Source organism: Bdellovibrio sp. SKB1291214 (assembly GCF_002209355.2).
Classification (GTDB): Bacteria; Bdellovibrionota; Bdellovibrionia; order Bdellovibrionales; family Bdellovibrionaceae; genus Bdellovibrio.
The window spans coordinates 2,813,309-2,830,038 of sequence record NZ_CP106855.1; the positions used below are offsets into that span (position 1 = coordinate 2,813,309).

Sequence of the window (16,730 nt, forward strand, 5' to 3'; positions counted from 1 at the left end):
AAGTTTTAAAGTTGAGCTGTTGAAGTGGCCGCTGTGTCTGGAAGAAGCGGAAGAGGATCGATCGGTCCGCGGTTTTTACGGATTTCAAAGTGCAAATGAACTCCGGTTGCGCGTCCTGTGCGTCCCATGGCGCCAATGACTTCGCCTTTGCGAACCTTTTGGCCTTCAGAAACCAAGATCTTGTCGAAGTGGGCATACAATGTTGCCCAGCCGTCGCCAGACTCGATTAGAACCATTTTTCCGTATCCTTTAAACTCACGACCTGCGTAAATGATTGTACCGCCCTGGGCAGCCAATATCGGCGTTCCTTTAGGAGCAGCCAGATCAATTCCCAAATGGGGTCTGCGTTTATTAGGTAAAAAGCCACGAGTCATGCGAGCACTGTCAACCGGCCAATCAAAGTGTTTGTCATCCTCGGACATCACCGTCATGGGCTGATCAGAAGCTGTTCCGCGAGACGGAGAGCCATTTAAGACTTCACGGGAAAGTGGCGTGTGAAAAGTCGTGCAGGAACCTAAAGTTCCTACTGTGATTATGCATCCTGCAAAGTTAACAAGTTGTTTCCATCCTGGTGTCATGGTTCGACTATAACGTACAAGACCTCGTATCCAAAGGATTTTTTGCCCAAAACTGGCATAAAAAATGACGCAAAATTACCAAATGTTAAATGCCTATTTTTCAATCATTTCATTAGGATAGGTCGAAAAGTCAGTGACAGTTTTAGAGTAGATTATCAAGACTTACGTCGTGTGAGTTTTGTCTCAAGATGATGATTAAATCGTGTTCAAGAAATCCAAATTTCTGCAAAATCCCATCGGGCATTTTCTAAGTTTTCAGAGGGAAAATCCCAAAAAAAAGAAGGCGTCCCATGTGGAACGCCTTCAAGATTCTCAAAATCAAATTTCGTAAAACTTAATTAGTAGATTGGAAATGACTTACACATTTCTTTTACTTCATTGTGAACTTTGTTTTTCAAATCAGCGTTATCAGCGTTGTTCAACACTTGCGCAATCCATTGACCGATCTTCTTCATTTCTGAAGTGCCCATTCCACGAGTCGTCAAAGCAGGTGTTCCAATACGAATACCGCTTGTTACGAATGGAGAACGCTTTTCATTCGGCACTGTGTTTTTATTCACAGTGATACCAGCCTCATCCAACGCAATTTCTGCGACTTTACCAGTGATCTCGCGGTCTGATAAATCAATCAACATCAAGTGATTGTCTGTACCGCCAGTTACTAGCTTAAAGCCTTGAGACAAAAGTTCCTCAGACAATGTTTTCGCATTTTGAATAACTTTTCCGCTGTAGTCTTTGAATTCAGGTTTCAAAGCTTCGCCAAACGCGACAGCTTTACCAGCAATCACGTGCTCCAATGGACCACCTTGAATACCAGGGAAGATGCGAGAGTTCATGATCTTTGCTTTTTCTTCGGAGTTCGTCAGAATCATACCACCACGAGGACCGCGCAAAGTTTTGTGTGTCGTCGTCGTTACATAATCAGCGTATTCCGCCGGAGACGGGTGGTGGCCCGTAGCAACCAAACCTGCAAAGTGAGCCATATCAACCAAAAGGTCTGCACCCACTTCAACTGCGATCTCTTTAAATTTAGCAAAATCCAAAACACGCGGGTAGGCCGAGTAACCCGCGATGATCAATTTTGGTTTTGTTTCTTTGGCAACGGCACGGATTGTATCGTAATTGATACGCCCCGTTTCTGGATCCAATTTGTAAGAAGCTGCTTTGAAAAGCATCCCAGAGAAATTCACTGGAGACCCGTGAGTCAAGTGACCACCGTGAGACAAATCCATACCCAGGATTGTGTCGCCAGCTTTACAAGCCGCCAAGTAAACACCCATATTCGCTTGAGAGCCAGAGTGCGGCTGAACGTTTGCGTAGTTCATGTTGAATAGTTTTTTTGCGCGCTCGATCGCAAGGGACTCAACCGTGTCTACGTTCACGCAACCACCGTAGTAACGTTTGCCTGGGTAACCCTCAGCATACTTGTTCGTTAGGATAGAACCTTGAGCTTCCATCACAGCTTTAGACGTGTAGTTTTCCGAAGCGATCATCTCTAGACCATATTGTTGGCGTTCAGATTCTTTCTGAATCACTCCAAAAACTTCGGGATCAACTTGGTTCAATGTCATAGATGTCGAATTCATAGATAAAGCTCCGATAGAAGGTTTTCCGGAATATCAATTTTTAGCTACGTTACTCGTTGCCGGCGCACAGGAGTACACCTTCCGCCTCGTGCCTTGTAAAAATTAATATTGCGAAAAACTGTTATGCGTAAAGTATCTCGTGAACAGGGTGAATTTAAAAGTCTCAACAACCAGTGTCGGCGGCCAATTTGTCAACGCGACGTTGGTGTCTGCCGCCTTCGAATTTTGTTGCGAAGAACTCTTTCACCATTTTTATCGCAAGATCTGGGGAAGTGAAGCGGGCACTTAAAACTAAAATATTCGCATTATTATGTTCGCGGGAAAGTTTTGCGATGTCTTCATTCCAACAAAGAGCCGCACGCATGTGTTGATATTTGTTCGCACGAATCGCCATGCCTTGCCCTGATCCACAGATCAAAATACCCATCGCAGGACCGAATGTGGGATCGGTGATTCCTGATTTTTGATTGAGGATTTCGACCTTTGTCAGTTCTTTGCAAACCTTGTCGGCATAATCAGGATAGTCGACAGAATCACCCGTGAAAGTGCCTTGATCTTTCCATTCAAAATTTGGAAATGCAGACATCACCTTAAGTTTTAAATCCAAACCTGCATGGTCGCAGCCAATATAAATAATCATGATAAATCCCTTGAAGTCGTACAAAGTAAAAAGCCCTGGTTTCCCAAGGCTTTTAATTAGTTATTAAATTTAGAGAAGATCATACAAGCGTTTGTTCCGCCGAATCCAAAACTGTTGTTAAGGACGTTGTCGATCTTCGCCTCACGTGCTTTGTGAGGTACATAGTCCAGGTCACAATCTTCGCTTGGATTTTCCAAGTTTAAAGTTGGTGGAGCAATCTGATCGCGAATCGCCATCACACAGAAAGCAGATTCAATCGCACCAGCTGCACCCAACGCGTGGCCTGTCATAGATTTTGTGCTGGATACCATCACGTTTTTGGCGTGTTCACCCAAAAGATGTTTGATCGCAGCTGTTTCCAAACCATCACCCACTGGAGTAGAAGTTCCATGTGCATTGATGTATTGGATGTCTGTTGCTTTAAGACCGGAGTCTTTAAGCGCCATCGCCATTGCCGCATAACCGCCAGCACCTTCTGGAGCCGGAGAAGTCATGTGGTAAGCATCTGAAGAAACACCGTAGCCAGTGATTTCGCAAAGAATTTTAGCACCACGTTTTTCAGCGTGTTCCAAAGATTCGATACACAAAATCGCGGCACCTTCACCTAAGACAAAACCATCACGGTCTTTATCCCAAGGACGGCTGGCTTTTTCAGGAGCATCGTTGCGAGTAGAAAGCGCTCTCATCGCAGCGAAACCGCCCACAGCCAAACGGCAAATAGTAGCTTCTGCACCACCAGCAAGCATAACATCAGCAACACCGTCACGGATGTAGCGAACCGCATCTCCGATCGAGTGAACACCTGAAGCGCAAGCCGATGTAACAGAATAATTTGGACCTTTAAGTCCCAAGGCGATTGATACCTGACCTGCAGCCAAGTTCGTGATCACGGACGGGATAAAGAATGGACTGACACGTCCAGGTCCTTTTTCTTTCATCTTGATGGAGGTCTCTTCAAGGTTTTGAAGCCCGCCGATACCTACACCAATGATAACTCCCGTTGTCGCTTTCTCTTTTTCAGAAAGTTCCAATTTCGCCATTTCAATCGCCATTTTTGAAGCGGCGATTGAATAGTGAATGAACTCATCCATTTTCTTTTGCTCTTTTTTCTCGATGTATTGATCAGCATTAAAGCCTTTCACTTCACCGGCAAAAGTCACATCGAAACCTGTTGTATCAAATTTAGTGATCGGGGCGATGCCAGATACACCTTTTTTAGCATTAGACCAGCTCTCCTCGATAGTATTACCGAGGGGAGTGACTGCACCAACGCCAGTTACAACAACTCTTCTTTGTGTGATGGATGGACGTTCAAATCGGGATGACATAAAGACTACGCTTTACCTTTTTTTTCTAGGTAAGAAGCAACGTCTTGAACAGTCTTAAGCTTTTCAGCGTCTTCGTCTGGGATTTCAAGATCGAATTCTTCTTCCATAGCCATTACTAGCTCAACGATATCCAAGCTGTCTGCACCAAGATCGTCGATGAAAGAAGCTTCTGGCTTAACTTTCTCTGGATCTACGCCAAGTTGTTCTACGATGATGTCTTTAACTTTTGGATGCAATGCCATTTAATCCTCCTAAGGTCATTCCAACTTATTTTTTAACTTCAATTCAAAAAAACTAATTCAAAAATTTGCCCGTAGGCCTTTATTCAAGTCCCACCAAAGGTGGGCTTACTCAATCTCGCCAGAGGCGAGTTATTCCATCTCGCCAAAGGCGAGTTATTCCATAAACATTCCGCCGTTCACGCTGAGAGTCTGCCCAGTGATGTATTTTGATTCATCACTCAACAAGAATCTTACAGCCTGAGCAACGTCAGTGCCTTCGCCAATTTTATTCAAAGGAACTTTTTCTAAAATCTTTGCTTTTACTTCTTCTGGTAATACGTCTGTCATCTCGGTCGCGATGTAACCAGGAGCCACGTTATTCACGCGCACGTTACGGGAAGCAAGTTCCAATGCCACGGATTTAGCAAAAGCAACTGTACCAGCTTTAGAAGCGGCATAGTTCGCTTGTCCTGCATTTCCAGTTTGGCCGATAACAGAAGTGATATTTACGATGGAACCCTTGCGAGCTTTCATCATGGATTTAGTGAAAGCCTTCGTAACCAAGAAAGTTCCGCGCAAATTCGTAGAGACAACAGAATCAAAATCTTCTGCTTTCATACGCAGCAACAATTGGTCTTTAGTGATACCTGCATTGTTAACAACGCCATCAACATCAGACCATTTTTCAAGAATGTGCTCGACCGCTTCATTCACAGATTGTTCGTTTGCAACGTCCATCTTGATATAGAAGTGACCTTCACCTTTAAGGGTGTGAGCAACTTGTTGTGCAGCTTCTTCACGAGAAGAGAATGTGAAAGCGACTTGAGCACCCTCGTCAGCAAGAAGTTTAACGATAGAGGCACCGATACCACGACTGCCGCCAGTAACTACGATTTTCTTACCTTGAAGTGAATTTCCGCTCATCAATCTTTCCTTAAGTTCGCTACTCTGGTGAACCAGAATGTATGCAATAAAAACTAGGGCAAAAGCTCATCGATTTTTATGCGTGTCCACTCTGGCCGAACTCATAGTAAAGCTCAAGAAATTTCAATGACTCGTAGCTTTCAAAAAATCCTCAATAGTTTTGAGATCTTCCATGCTAGTTGTGGTCATTACTTTAAAGAATTCGCCATCAATTTTCTTTAGTAACCCTTGGATAACTTTTCCAGCGCCACATTCAATAACTTGAGAGTGTCCAGATGCTTTTAAAGTGTCCATGCTTTGCATCCAGCGAACAGGTGCTGAAACTTGACGGATCAGATTTTCACGAAGAGCCGCGCCCTCGGTTTCAAATTTCGCGTGGAAGTTTTGAACGATAGGGAAGGCCGCAGTTTTAAATTCCATCGCGGTCAAAACCAAACGCATGGTGTCTTCTGCGGGCTTCATCATTTCGCAATGGAAAGGAGCAGATACTACCAGAGGAATTAGTTTTGCGCGTTTTGGAGCCTCGGCCCAGATAGCATCTGGTTTAAAATTGTCTTTCAACCAGTTGATAGCCTTCATAGAACCAGAAATTACGATTTGCCCTGGAGAATTGAAGTTCGCAGGAGATAGTGGACCAAAACCAGAATTTTTAACTGTCCACTGGCAAAGTGTTTCAACTTGGTCAGGTTCAAGACCCAGCACCGCAACCATTCCACCTTGACCCACCGGAACTGCAGATTGCATTGCTTGTCCGCGTGTGCGAACGGCTTGCATCGCTTGATCAAAACGGATCACATCCGCTGCAACCAATGCGGCGTATTCACCGATAGAGTGGCCGGCAGCGGACTGAACTTTCACTCCAAATTCAGAGCGTAAAACTTTTTGAGTGGCCGTTGAAACTAACAACAATGCTGGTTGAGTATTTTCTGTCAAAGCAAGATCAGCTTCTGTGCCTTCAAAGCACAGCTTTTTCATGTCTTGTTTAAGGGCTTCAGAACCTTCTTCAAAGATTTCTTGAGCGATTTTGAAGTTATCGAATAAAAAACGGCCCATGCCAGGTTGTTGGCTGCCTTGTCCGGGAAATACCAGAGTGAACATAATTTTTAGTACCTCAATAGAACGGAACCAGACGTCAAGCCTGCACCGAATGCAGTAAGCAAGATCGTTTGACCACGTTTGATTTTTCCATTTTGAACGGCCCAGTCAAAGGCCAACGGGATTGAAGCGGAAGATGTGTTACCTGTTTCGTGAAGGTAAAGGATCACGCGCTCCATGGGGAACTTAAATTGATCAGCAACGGCTTCAACAATGCGTTTGTTAGCTTGGTGAGGAACGATCCAGTCCACCTTATCAGGAGACATTTCATTCGCTTCCAACGCTTCTTTACAGCAAAGGGCCATTGTGCGAACTGCGTTCTTAAAGATCTCGCGACCTTTCATAGAAACGTAGTGCAAATTGTTATCTAGAACATATTGAGATTGAGGCATCAAGCTGCCACCACCCGGAAGTGTTAGAAGCTCAGCCAAATCACCATCCGCGTGAAGGTGAGAAGAGGCGATCACATTTTTGTCGCCCTCTTGTGCGCGCTGAAGAACCCATGCGCCTGCACCGTCACCGAAAAGGATGCATGTTTCACGATCTTTAAAGTTCACGAAGCGAGACAAAACCTCAGCTCCTAGAACTAGAACGTTTTTGTACATACCTGTACGAATAAATTGATCAGCAATAGAAACAGAATAAAGGAAGCCAGAACAAGCAGCATTCAGGTCAAAAGCCACGATATTGCGACAACCCAGTTTACTTTGTACGTAACAAGCTGTGGAAGGCATCTGACGGTCACCAGTAACAGTACCGACGATGATCATATCAATGTCTTGAGCTGTAAGATTCGCGTCTGCGAGAGCTTTTTCAGCGGCACGAAGGCAAAGATCAGATGTGCCTTCACCTTCGGCTGCGATATGGCGGCGTTCGATCCCTGTACGTTCAACGATCCATTGATCGGACGTCTCTACCATCTTCTCCAAATCGAAATTTGAAAGAATCTTTTCAGGTAGATAAGAGCCAATCCCTGCTACACGAGATCGATACATTCCTGCCATGGATGTCAACCTAACCCTAAGTTATTACTTAGCTGCGCTGATTTGTTTGCCTTTGTAGTACAAAGCGCCGTCAGCACCTTTAGTTGCGCGGTGTGGACGAACTAGTTCGCCAGTTTTTTTGTTCAAAGCTACAGCTGGAGCAGACAAACCGTCATGAGAGCGGCGCATATCGCGTTTTGAACGGGATGTTTTTTTCTTAGGAGTTGGCATTTCAAACCTCTTTTAAATCTAACAATATGGAATCAGAAGTACGGTAATTTATATAATGTACGATAAAAATCAAGTCTTTAATTAAGCTTTAAATTCTTTAAAGCCGCAAAAGGACTCTCTGGCTTTTCTACAGGCATTTCCTCGTTGTAGATAAAGCCGTGTTCTGGCTCAGGATTTGTGTAAATTGAGCACTCCGGATTGTCTTCTTTAGGGCAAACCGGATTAAACGGAGTCGCCAGGGCAATCACTTCGTGTAGGTATTCAGCCATATCGAAGCTTTGGTCCTCATATTCACAGAAATCCATTTCGCCTTCTGGAATATCGCTGACGTGGTTTACTTTAGAATATTTGCCGCCACGGGGCTGATCTTGTTTAGGGATCAGGATTTCATGGAATTTCGCATTGATCGGCAATTTAATGTCATTGCCGCAGCGAGAACACTGGCAAGGTTCTTTGGTAACGATTTTACCAGTCATATCAAAGTCTTTGGAGTTCAACGGGCGTATTGTGAACTCTGCAGTATAGGCTTCTTTATCAATTAAATCGGCCAAAACGGCATTGGCTTCACCTGTTTGGCGAGTCCAAACGTAGGTAACGCCATCTTCAGGAATTCCAGCAAGATTGATTTTCATAAACTACTCCGGCGAATTCGGAGTGTAAGTAAAATACTCCGACAAGCGCTCCTTTCTAAAATACATGGGGCGCTTGGTCAAGAACGGAATGGGCAAAGTGGAGTCCTTTTACGGTCTGAACAAGTCTTTGGCAGCCGGTGTGGACTTAATCTGCTTAAGCTCTTTCATCTGTTTTACCAGAGTTTCCCAGCGCTCTGCGGTCATCGAGCCTAAAACTTGCCCTTTGACCTCAATTAAAGGCTTTTGAATCTGAGCTGCCTTCTGGAATGTTTCAAAATCCAGAGCTCTGTTCATTTTAGCCATGCCTTTGTTCGCACGAGTAGGGTCTTTAAGATAATTTTCCCAACCTGCGCGCGTGGCCTCGATCATCTTACTAACAAGTTCTGGGTTCTTTTTGACCATTTCCTCGCGAGCGGCGACAACAACGACATAAGGATTAAATCCCTCGTCAGCAATGAGGAAGTTTTTAACTTTGGCGCCGCCTTTTTCTGCTGCCAAAGGTTCCGTCGTAATAAATCCCTGCTGGGAAAACTTCTTATCATTCAAGAAACTAGCGACACCGCCTACATAAGGAACGACATTCGCTTTAGGTTTGCCAAACTTTTTTACCAAGTATTGGTAATAAGGAAGTCCTGCCTGAACCGCCAACGTAGTTTCATTCGCAAAAACGTCTTTGACCGTCTTAAAGTCGCTTTCAGCGTGGGACATTATAATATACGGAGCTGTTTGATAGACTGCAAACAGTGCCACCACTTTATTTTTAGGATTGCGATCTTGAGAGATGATAATTTCATCTGCACTGACGATGGCGAAATCAACTTTTCCATTGGCAAGCATTTGTACCGTGGGAGTGCCTGAACCGCCTTCTTGAATATCGATATTGATACCGTGTTTTAAGTACGTCCCGCTGAAAGCGGCTTCATAAAAACCACCGAACTCGGGTTCTGGCTTCCAGTTGAGCGCGAGTGACACAGAGACTGCGGGCTTGTTGACTGGTTCAGCCGCGAAACCTAACGAGCATACAAAGAACATGGCTGTGATTAAAACTGATTTCATAGGTCTCCTGTAGAATATGGACGGCGACTTTGCAAGAAGCGATGACTTATTGCCAGCGTTCCTATCATTATCAAACCCATCACAGATAAAAGAATCAAGGCCCCAAAGACGATATCAACACGTTGTTGAGTTCGGGCCGCATCAATCATCGCACCAAGTCCACCACCGGCGACAAACTCCCCAGCGATCGATCCAATAATAGAAAGACCGGCCGAAATTTTAAGGCCAGAATAAATATACGAATAGGCAGAGGGGAGCTTTAACTTCCATAAAATGTGCCATGAGCTTGCGTGATAGATCTTAAAGAGGTCCAGTTGTTGCTGGCTGACGCTTTCAAGTCCCATCAAAGTATTTGCGATGATGGGAAAGATAGACACAATGAAACTTGAAGCTATCACGGTGGGAGCTCCGAAGCCGAAATAAATCACTAAAAGTGGAGCCACTGCGATGATCGGGACTGTTTGGAAAAACACCGCAAATGGCAAGACAGCGCGTTTTAAAAGGCTTGATAACGAAAACATCACCGCAAGGGTGGTTCCCATCAAAATACTAAAAACCCAGCCAATCAAAGTATTCTGTAAAGTCTGGAAAAACGATGTAACATAATCAGTTTTTAACTCAATTAACGTTTCAACGATTGTTTGGGGCGATGGAATCAAAGTTTCAGGAATTATATTTTGCTTCACTAAAACTTGTAAAACACCGGTAACTAAAAGGAAAAAGCCAAGGGCTGGTGCAATTCGTTTCATCGCTGAAGTCCCTCAGACAATGTTTTTATAATTTGGTTGAACTCCGAGGAAGTTCTTAATTCATCTTGGCGTTGTTGTGGCAGGTTCAATTTCTGATCTAAGACAATTCCGCCACCAGATTGCTTCATCAAGACCACTCTTTCTGACATAAAGACCGCTTCGGATAACGAGTGAGTGACGAATAAAACAGTCAGACCTTCTTGCCGCCATAGTTCACGCAGTTGGACTTGCATTTGATAGCGTGTGAATTCATCTAAAGCCGCAAAGGGTTCATCCATCAAAAGTAATTGGGGCTTGGTCACTAAGGCTCGGGCGATGGAAACGCGCATCTTCATTCCGCCTGATAATTGATGGGGGAATAGGTTTGCACTTTCTTGAAGGCCTACTTTGTTTAAAGCTTCTAAGGCGCGAAATTTGATTTCTTTTTTTGAAGTTCCTTTAAGTTCTGGACTGATCTGAAAGGGTAAAGACACATTTTCAAAAACTGTGTTCCAGGGCAACAGGTTCGCCTCTTGAAAAACAAATCCGAAATGATTCGCTTGGCTGTTTTGAACTTCACCAGAGGTGGGTTTTTCCAAGTTCGCAATCAATCGTAAGACTGTTGACTTTCCGCAACCCGAAGGCCCGACCAACGACAGAAAGGAGCCTGCAGGGATTTGCAGATTGAAACTTTGCAGAACTTCTCGTGTCCCAAAGTTTTTCTTTAAGTTGTTCAGTTGAATCCCAGCAAACGGTGGCATTCTATATCCAGTCGTAGTTAAAACTGATGCTGATGCGTTCTTTGTCTGAATTGTTTGCCGGTACTTCGTGGCGAAGCCAGCTTTCAAACAGCACCAGATTGCCTTCTTGGGGTTCAATGGAATGATAGCGTTGGTTGTGAACCTTGGCGTCGTGTTTACGTGGAGGCGATGCCATAAAGGAATCCATGCGTGGATCTTCAAACTTAATCGCGGAACAATTTTTCGGCGTTTGTAAATAATAAGTCCCGCTAATAACTGAAAGAGGGTGGAGGTGCATGGTGTGAATCACGGATGTCGGCATGATATTCACCCAGCACGAACTCATTTTAAGTTCTTTGGGATTAATATCCATTTCCAAATGTTTTACGAATTTAGAAACATGTTTATTGATGGCTTTTTCAAGATCAGCAAAGGTGCTTGAGAACTGATGAAGTTGAGCCATGGAACCATAAGATGTGTATCCACCTTTATAGTTTTTCTGAGACCAAGCTTGCCCCTCTTCATCAATTTCCGCGATTTTATAGGCTTCCATTTTAAGGTCTTTGTTTAAACGGGCCATCTGGGCCTTTTCTTGGAGGGGCGAATAATAAACAAATGTAGGGAAGAGCGTTTTAATCATAAAACTTGTCCAATTCTGAGACGGAATTCCTGTCTAATATTGGGACTTTAGGCTGAAAACTCCCTCCTTGCAAGCTGCCCTGTTTATTTCTTTGACGACAGCCAGGCGCGGAAGGTCACTGGTCGCCACCAGATCGAATTTAAGCTGGCACGTCCTGGCACCCTCGATGCAATAAGGAATGGTATCACTAAGGAGTGAATTATGAAGAAGCAAGTAATGATCGCACTAATGACTTTGATTCCAATGACGTCTTTCGCAAAAGTAGCTGATTTCGGTTCAATGATTTCTGAAAACGCTGCTGCACAAAGAGAGCTTCATGAATCGGTTCGCGATAATCTTCACGAAACACGTGAAGTCGTTGCTAAAGCTCAACCTCGCGAGAAAATCGTGGTCGTGGAGGCGACAGGCACTTCATACAATTCACCAACGAATAAGGACTTCATGCGTTTTGAAAAAGAAAAACGCATGGCTAAGCCGACTAAAGACGCTTCATTCGATCGTTTGGCGAATGAAATCCGTTCGATGGATCAATAAGCTGGCTTAAATCCGACATGGTCGGAATAATTAAAACTCAATTCCCCAACCCCCTAAAATGTGCACTCCTTAAAGCGCTGGTTTCCCCCGACCAGCGCTTTTTTATTTCAATGCTGTCTTAGACTCTGAAAGATATCAGGCACCCGATCCTGGCTTGCGAAGCGTCGCTTTGAAGTCGAAACGGCGATCTACGAGTAACAAACTGTCGTGGGATTGATGTCTTAAAATTAGAGAATAAGCTTACGAAGCTCTTGTTGAGAGTAAACGTAATCCGCATAGACCATCGTATTTGCGATGTTTCTGTGTCCCAATGCGACTTGTACCAGGCGCAAATCCTTGGTTTTTCGATACAGTTCAATCGCAAAAGTATGCCTTAAAGAGTGGAACTTTTTAGGGACCGGGCGATACATTTCCCAGATTTGATAAAGTCGGGGATAGGTGATTGGAAAAACTTGGTGACCACCCTGCTGTTCCGCGAATCTATGAAGTCGTTCGAAAATAGCTGAATGAATCGGGATTTCGCGGTCATTTGAGTTCTTTAAACCCCGGATAAAGATGCTTTCATCATAGGGGTTTAAATCTGACCTTTGAATATTAAGAATTTCCTGAGCCCGAGCACCGGTCTTTAAACCCACCCAAAACATCAAACAATTGCGCGGATCTTTAAGTTCAAAATCCGTGAGAATTTTTCGCAAACGCTCGACCTCGGGTTCGAGGAGATATTTGTTTTTATTGAGTTGATATCTAGGTGCCGCAGCCATGATTTATCATTCAAAAGTTAAATGGGGTCTGGCAACCCATATCTCATAACGCATTGCATTCAAAGTGGTGATGGGTAAATAAAGTTTGTTTAGCGATACTAGACTCGACGTGTCTAATCGAATTCCTTAAAAACCACCATATAAAATAACCAGTAATATTATATAGATAGCACTATAGCTTATAGCCATAAGCTATAGTCTGAATTGAAAAACGGGTGTGTTGGGGTACCCAGGACGGATTCTTTTGTGGTTTCAAAGACTTAGCTTGACTCCCCATCGGGACCTTTTAAAGTATACATGTAATTCACAACGCATTTCAATGCGTATAACAACACTAATATTGTGAAATACAACAGTCCGGGAGGCTTTCAATGGATATGGAGACTCAGGGTCTAGTCTTGGATCCCCCTGAAAAAGACGTTTCAAACGAGGGTTCTATCGGGGGCTTGTTAGGCTCTGCCTTTGAAATTGAGGCAGGGGAGGGCTCTCTCGAATCTCCCCGCTCAAAGACATCTTTAAGGATGCATTATGAAGCCCAAGTTTCAGTTCTTCGTCGTCAGATGGGGGATTTGGAATCTATCCGTTTGGGGCTCGGCCTTTCACAACGCAAAATGAGTCAGCTTTTGATGGTCGATCCAAGCAGTTGGACTCGCTGGACAAAGCAAGGGGATGAAGCTCCCCCACATGTTTGGCGCGCTCTTCAGTGGTATTCGATTTTGAACGAAAAAATCCCAGGGCTTACTCCGCAATATTTCATGAATCAAAGCCCTCAGGTCCTTCATCAAAAGGCTTTGCAGGAATTGGAATCAGAAAAAGCCGAAAGACAGGCCGAAATGTCGCTTTTATCGCGTAAAATGGATGGTTTTTGGGCTGAAAAACAGGCTTTAAACGCAGAAGTCGCAAAGCTTAAAAAAGACCTTAAATTTCACCGAAAAATCAGTATATTCATTCTTTCTCTGTCACTTATTTGGGCTGCAGTTCTTTTAGTTTGGAAATTTATATGATTAAACACGATTCAATCCGCCTTTTAGCCACCGAAAAAATCGCAGCCGCGATTCAAAAGATGGGTCATGACCTTTCTGCAGATGAAATCTACAAAGCCCTTGTCGAACCACCAAATTCCGACATGGGTGATTTGGCTTATGGTTGCTTTATTTTGGCAAAATCTTTGAAAAAAGGCCCACCGCAAATTTCTGGCGAATTAGCAGCTAACATGGAACTTGATTCCAATTTGATCAAAGCTCAAGCGGCTGGACCTTATCTGAATCTGACATTTGCTCCGCAAGCGTTCGGTGAAAAAGTTTTAAATCCTATTTTGACAGGCGAGCACTTTAAAAAAGCCCTTGTTGAAAAAGCACCGAAAACAATGATCGAGTATTCACAACCGAATACACACAAGGAACTTCATGTGGGTCACATGCGTAACTTGTGTTTGGGAGATTCCATCGTTCGTATGTTGAGATACGCCGGTCGCGAGATCGTATCTGCCACTTTCCCAGGTGATATGGGAACTCACGTGGCGAAATGTCTTTGGTACATGAAAAAACACAATCAAGAACCTGTTCCAACAACTGGAAAAGGTGAATGGTTGGGAAGCATGTATTCTAAAGCGAATCTTTTATTGGAAGATCAAAATGGAACTCCCCAAGAAGAAGTAAATCGCCAGGAGTTAACGGCGATTTTGAAGCAACTTGAAGCAGGCAAAGGCGAATACTTTGATCTGTGGAAAGAAACTCGCGAGTGGTCTATTGAATTGATGAAGTCTGTCTATAAGTGGGCGGATGTGACTTTCGACGAGTGGTATTTTGAGTCTGAAATGGACGCTCCTTCTGCAGCGTGGGTTAAAGAACTTTATGCCGAAGGAAAGTTAGAAAAATCCGAAGGTGCGATCGGTAAGAATTTAGAGGCTGAAAAATTAGGCTTCTGTATGCTTTTAAAATCTGATGGGACGGGTCTTTATGCGACGAAAGATTTGTTATTAGCTCGTCATAAATTCCAAGACGTACAAATTGAAAAATCCGTTTACATCGTGGATATGCGCCAAGCCTTGCACTTTAAACAAGTATTCCGCGTTCTTGAAATGCTGGGTTTTGAGCAAGCTAAGAATTGCTTCCATCTTCAGTACAACTATGTGGAACTTCCGGATGGTGCGATGAGTTCTCGTAAGGGGAACATTGTTCCTTTGAATGATCTTGTTCGCAACATGGAAGAACACGTTAAAACGACATATCTGGCTCGTTACGAAAACGAATGGTCCAAGGAGGATATTAACTTGATCGCTGCACAAGTGGCTAAGGGTGCAATATTCTATGGAATGCTTCGTATGGATACGAATAAGAAAATCGTATTTGATATGAACGAGTGGTTGAAGCTTGATGGCGAGTCTGGACCATTTATTCAGTACTCTCATGCGCGTATTCAAAGTTTGTTGCGTAAATTCCCGCGCACGCAAAAATCTGTGAACTGGACGTTGCTGACTCATCCAGCAGAAAAACAAATGATGCAGGCCTTGTCTGGATTTAACACGGCCGTGGCACAGGCGGCAGAAAATTATAAACCGGCTGCGATCTGCACTTATTTATATGAGACGGCTAAGAAGTTTAACGTTTTCTACCACGAGTGCGCTATTGGAACTGAAAAAGACGAAAATATTCGCGAAGCACGTCTTGCTTTGAGCGCCGCTGTGGGAGCGACTTTGAAGCAAGGTATGGCAGTGCTTGGAATGCCAGCTCCGGAGAAAATGTAGCGCTACCTGCGCTGAGCGCTTTTTGTTGATAACGGTATTGAGAGCATTTAGCCCAGTGCATCTAGTGCTGGGTGTAAGTGCTAGTCTTTTTACTCAAATGGAACAATGATCCCTAGGCAATTCTAATTAAGGAGAATTTTCCATGGGAACGTTTGAGTTAATCTCTAAACATGGTGACCACGAACAAGTGGTATTCTGTAATGATCCTGCTGTGGGTCTTAAAGCAATCATCGCTATTCATAATACATCTTTGGGTCCTGCTTTGGGCGGTACTCGTATGTGGAACTATAAAAACGAAGACGAAGCTTTGGTAGACGTTCTACGTCTTTCTAAAGGTATGACTTATAAAGCAGCGGCTTCCGGTTTGAACTTGGGTGGTGGTAAAGCTGTTATCATCGGTGATGCTAAGACGCAAAAATCGGAAGGTCTTTTCCGTGCTTTCGGTCAGTTCGTAAACTCTTTGAATGGTAAATACATCACTGCTGAAGACGTCGGTACATCAGTTCAAGATATGGAACATATCTACATGGAAACTCCATGGGTAACTGGTATCCCTAAAGACTTTGGTGGTTCAGGTGATCCATCTCCATACACTGCACACGGTGTCTTGATGGGTATTAAAGCATCTGCGGCTGAGAAATTCGGAACAGACTCTTTAAAAGGTATGCGCGTAGCAGTTCAAGGTCTTGGTAACGTGGGTTCAAACCTAGTTAAATACCTTAAGGAAGAAGGCGCTGAAATCATCGTTGCTGATATCGACATGGCTCGCACAAAGAAAGTGTCAGAAACTTATGGTGCGAAAGCGGTTAGCTCTGATGAAATCCTTTTCACGGAGTGCGATATCTTGGCTCCATGCGCTTTGGGTGCGATCGTTAACGATCAATCTATCACTAAATTCAAAACTAAAGTGATCGCGGGTGGCGCCAATAACGTGTTGGCTGAAGCTCGTCACGGTGACCAATTGAAAGAATTGGGCATCTTGTACGCTCCAGATTACGTAATCAATGCGGGTGGCTTGATGAACGTCTTCGTTGAACTTGAAGGCTACTCTCCAGAGCGTGCTTTCGAAAAAACGAAACGCGTTTACGACAATATTGCGAAGGTTTACGAAGTTGCTAAACGTGACAATATCGGTACGCACACTGCTGCAGACCGTTTGGCTGAAGAGCGCATCAAAACAATTGGTCGCTTGAAACAACGTCACCCAGGTAAATCTTCTCGTTCATTCACGACGTTGAAAGAAGTTTACAACCGCTAGCCCCGACAACTGGCAGAGCTGAAGCGCCGGTCGGCGCGTAAGCTGAAGC

19 protein-coding genes are annotated in these 16,730 nt (G+C 44.0%); 4 read left to right on the forward strand and 15 right to left on the reverse strand.

From position 1 onward, the window contains the following. Positions 1 to 5: 5 nt before the first annotated feature. The 14 genes from B9G69_RS13925 to B9G69_RS13990 all read right to left on the reverse strand — a co-directional run bounded on the left by B9G69_RS13925 (position 6) and on the right by B9G69_RS13990 (position 11,322). Complete coding sequence (locus B9G69_RS13925) at positions 6 to 578, reverse strand: M23 family metallopeptidase (RefSeq protein WP_088614624.1); 573 nt, start codon at positions 576 to 578, stop codon at positions 6 to 8. Positions 579 to 916: 338 nt separating this feature from the next. Beyond that, positions 917 to 2,164 carry a serine hydroxymethyltransferase gene (glyA, locus tag B9G69_RS13930; RefSeq protein WP_088614625.1) on the reverse strand — a complete coding sequence of 416 codons (1,248 nt, stop codon included), beginning with the start codon at positions 2,162 to 2,164 and terminating at the stop codon, positions 917 to 919. A gap of 163 nt (positions 2,165 to 2,327) precedes the next feature. After that, on the reverse strand, positions 2,328 to 2,804 hold the full coding sequence (locus B9G69_RS13935; RefSeq protein ID WP_088614626.1) for an RpiB/LacA/LacB family sugar-phosphate isomerase: 477 nt from the start codon (positions 2,802 to 2,804) through the stop codon (positions 2,328 to 2,330). A 56-nt stretch (positions 2,805 to 2,860) separates the two neighbouring features. Further along, positions 2,861 to 4,132 (reverse strand): beta-ketoacyl-ACP synthase II, encoded by a 1,272-nt coding sequence (fabF, locus tag B9G69_RS13940; RefSeq protein WP_088614627.1) that lies wholly within the window; start codon positions 4,130 to 4,132, stop codon positions 2,861 to 2,863. A gap of 5 nt (positions 4,133 to 4,137) precedes the next feature. After that, complete coding sequence (acpP, locus tag B9G69_RS13945) at positions 4,138 to 4,374, reverse strand: acyl carrier protein (protein ID WP_088614628.1); 237 nt, start codon at positions 4,372 to 4,374, stop codon at positions 4,138 to 4,140. Between the two features lie 153 nt (positions 4,375 to 4,527). Then, on the reverse strand, positions 4,528 to 5,277 hold the full coding sequence (gene fabG, locus B9G69_RS13950) for a 3-oxoacyl-[acyl-carrier-protein] reductase (RefSeq protein WP_088614629.1): 750 nt from the start codon (positions 5,275 to 5,277) through the stop codon (positions 4,528 to 4,530). Between the two features lie 123 nt (positions 5,278 to 5,400). Then, positions 5,401 to 6,375, reverse strand: a complete 975-nt coding sequence (fabD, locus tag B9G69_RS13955; protein ID WP_088614630.1) for an ACP S-malonyltransferase — start codon at positions 6,373 to 6,375, stop codon at positions 5,401 to 5,403. A gap of 5 nt (positions 6,376 to 6,380) precedes the next feature. After that, entirely contained in the window at positions 6,381 to 7,376 is a 996-nt protein-coding gene (locus B9G69_RS13960; RefSeq protein WP_088614631.1) for a beta-ketoacyl-ACP synthase III, read from the reverse strand. Positions 7,377 to 7,400: 24 nt separating this feature from the next. Further along, on the reverse strand, positions 7,401 to 7,586 hold the full coding sequence (rpmF, locus tag B9G69_RS13965; protein ID WP_088614632.1) for a 50S ribosomal protein L32: 186 nt from the start codon (positions 7,584 to 7,586) through the stop codon (positions 7,401 to 7,403). Between the two features lie 77 nt (positions 7,587 to 7,663). After that, positions 7,664 to 8,218, reverse strand: a complete 555-nt coding sequence (locus tag B9G69_RS13970) for a YceD family protein (RefSeq protein WP_088614633.1) — start codon at positions 8,216 to 8,218, stop codon at positions 7,664 to 7,666. A 108-nt stretch (positions 8,219 to 8,326) separates the two neighbouring features. After that, positions 8,327 to 9,274, reverse strand: a complete 948-nt coding sequence (locus tag B9G69_RS13975; protein ID WP_088614634.1) for an ABC transporter substrate-binding protein — start codon at positions 9,272 to 9,274, stop codon at positions 8,327 to 8,329. Continuing rightward, positions 9,271 to 10,023 carry an ABC transporter permease gene (locus B9G69_RS13980; RefSeq protein WP_088614635.1) on the reverse strand — a complete coding sequence of 251 codons (753 nt, stop codon included), beginning with the start codon at positions 10,021 to 10,023 and terminating at the stop codon, positions 9,271 to 9,273. Before B9G69_RS13980 ends, B9G69_RS13975 begins: the two co-directional genes overlap by 4 nt. Next, the gene (locus B9G69_RS13985; protein ID WP_088614636.1) at positions 10,020 to 10,763 is read right to left on the reverse strand and encodes an ABC transporter ATP-binding protein; all 744 of its coding nucleotides are present in this window, start codon (positions 10,761 to 10,763) and stop codon (positions 10,020 to 10,022) included. The genes B9G69_RS13980 and B9G69_RS13985 overlap by 4 nt, the downstream gene beginning before the upstream one ends. 1 nt (position 10,764) lies before the next feature. Next, on the reverse strand, positions 10,765 to 11,322 hold the full coding sequence (locus B9G69_RS13990) for a TIGR02466 family protein (protein ID WP_254916782.1): 558 nt from the start codon (positions 11,320 to 11,322) through the stop codon (positions 10,765 to 10,767). 261 nt (positions 11,323 to 11,583) lie between these two features. On the opposite strand from B9G69_RS13990, the gene B9G69_RS13995 reads away from it, so the two are divergent. Next, complete coding sequence (locus B9G69_RS13995; RefSeq protein ID WP_088614638.1) at positions 11,584 to 11,916, forward strand: hypothetical protein; 333 nt, start codon at positions 11,584 to 11,586, stop codon at positions 11,914 to 11,916. 227 nt (positions 11,917 to 12,143) lie between these two features. Here B9G69_RS13995 and B9G69_RS14000 read toward each other — a convergent pair whose 3' ends face one another. Next, the gene (locus B9G69_RS14000; RefSeq protein WP_088614639.1) at positions 12,144 to 12,677 is read right to left on the reverse strand and encodes a tyrosine-type recombinase/integrase; all 534 of its coding nucleotides are present in this window, start codon (positions 12,675 to 12,677) and stop codon (positions 12,144 to 12,146) included. A gap of 371 nt (positions 12,678 to 13,048) precedes the next feature. Between B9G69_RS14000 and B9G69_RS14005 the strand changes: the two genes are divergently transcribed. The 3 genes from B9G69_RS14005 to B9G69_RS14015 all read left to right on the forward strand — a co-directional run bounded on the left by B9G69_RS14005 (position 13,049) and on the right by B9G69_RS14015 (position 16,681). Next, positions 13,049 to 13,681 carry a hypothetical protein gene (locus B9G69_RS14005; protein ID WP_088614640.1) on the forward strand — a complete coding sequence of 211 codons (633 nt, stop codon included), beginning with the start codon at positions 13,049 to 13,051 and terminating at the stop codon, positions 13,679 to 13,681. Next, on the forward strand, positions 13,678 to 15,423 hold the full coding sequence (argS, locus tag B9G69_RS14010; RefSeq protein WP_265437797.1) for an arginine--tRNA ligase: 1,746 nt from the start codon (positions 13,678 to 13,680) through the stop codon (positions 15,421 to 15,423). The genes B9G69_RS14005 and argS overlap by 4 nt, the downstream gene beginning before the upstream one ends. A 142-nt stretch (positions 15,424 to 15,565) precedes the next feature. Further along, the gene (locus B9G69_RS14015) at positions 15,566 to 16,681 is read left to right on the forward strand and encodes a Glu/Leu/Phe/Val family dehydrogenase (protein WP_088614642.1); all 1,116 of its coding nucleotides are present in this window, start codon (positions 15,566 to 15,568) and stop codon (positions 16,679 to 16,681) included. Positions 16,682 to 16,730: the final 49 nt, after the last annotated feature.

Excerpts from the sequence above, each read along its gene's own strand:
- B9G69_RS13925 (WP_088614624.1), bottom strand. The coding sequence starts at position 578 with ATGACACCAGGATGGAAACAACTTGTTAACTTTGCAGGATGCATAATC.
- glyA (WP_088614625.1), bottom strand. The coding sequence starts at position 2,164 with ATGAATTCGACATCTATGACATTGAACCAAGTTGATCCCGAAGTTTTT.
- B9G69_RS13935 (WP_088614626.1), bottom strand. The coding sequence starts at position 2,804 with ATGATTATTTATATTGGCTGCGACCATGCAGGTTTGGATTTAAAACTT.
- fabF (WP_088614627.1), bottom strand. The coding sequence starts at position 4,132 with ATGTCATCCCGATTTGAACGTCCATCCATCACACAAAGAAGAGTTGTT.
- acpP (WP_088614628.1), bottom strand. The coding sequence starts at position 4,374 with ATGGCATTGCATCCAAAAGTTAAAGACATCATCGTAGAACAACTTGGC.
- fabG (WP_088614629.1), bottom strand. The coding sequence starts at position 5,277 with ATGAGCGGAAATTCACTTCAAGGTAAGAAAATCGTAGTTACTGGCGGC.
- fabD (WP_088614630.1), bottom strand. The coding sequence starts at position 6,375 with ATGTTCACTCTGGTATTTCCCGGACAAGGCAGCCAACAACCTGGCATG.
- B9G69_RS13960 (WP_088614631.1), bottom strand. The coding sequence starts at position 7,376 with ATGGCAGGAATGTATCGATCTCGTGTAGCAGGGATTGGCTCTTATCTA.
- rpmF (WP_088614632.1), bottom strand. The coding sequence starts at position 7,586 with ATGCCAACTCCTAAGAAAAAAACATCCCGTTCAAAACGCGATATGCGC.
- B9G69_RS13970 (WP_088614633.1), bottom strand. The coding sequence starts at position 8,218 with ATGAAAATCAATCTTGCTGGAATTCCTGAAGATGGCGTTACCTACGTT.
- B9G69_RS13975 (WP_088614634.1), bottom strand. The coding sequence starts at position 9,274 with ATGAAATCAGTTTTAATCACAGCCATGTTCTTTGTATGCTCGTTAGGT.
- B9G69_RS13980 (WP_088614635.1), bottom strand. The coding sequence starts at position 10,023 with ATGAAACGAATTGCACCAGCCCTTGGCTTTTTCCTTTTAGTTACCGGT.
- B9G69_RS13985 (WP_088614636.1), bottom strand. The coding sequence starts at position 10,763 with ATGCCACCGTTTGCTGGGATTCAACTGAACAACTTAAAGAAAAACTTT.
- B9G69_RS13990 (WP_254916782.1), bottom strand. The coding sequence starts at position 11,322 with ATGGCCCGTTTAAACAAAGACCTTAAAATGGAAGCCTATAAAATCGCG.
- B9G69_RS13995 (WP_088614638.1), top strand. The coding sequence starts at position 11,584 with ATGAAGAAGCAAGTAATGATCGCACTAATGACTTTGATTCCAATGACG.
- B9G69_RS14000 (WP_088614639.1), bottom strand. The coding sequence starts at position 12,677 with ATGGCTGCGGCACCTAGATATCAACTCAATAAAAACAAATATCTCCTC.
- B9G69_RS14005 (WP_088614640.1), top strand. The coding sequence starts at position 13,049 with ATGGATATGGAGACTCAGGGTCTAGTCTTGGATCCCCCTGAAAAAGAC.
- argS (WP_265437797.1), top strand. The coding sequence starts at position 13,678 with ATGATTAAACACGATTCAATCCGCCTTTTAGCCACCGAAAAAATCGCA.
- B9G69_RS14015 (WP_088614642.1), top strand. The coding sequence starts at position 15,566 with ATGGGAACGTTTGAGTTAATCTCTAAACATGGTGACCACGAACAAGTG.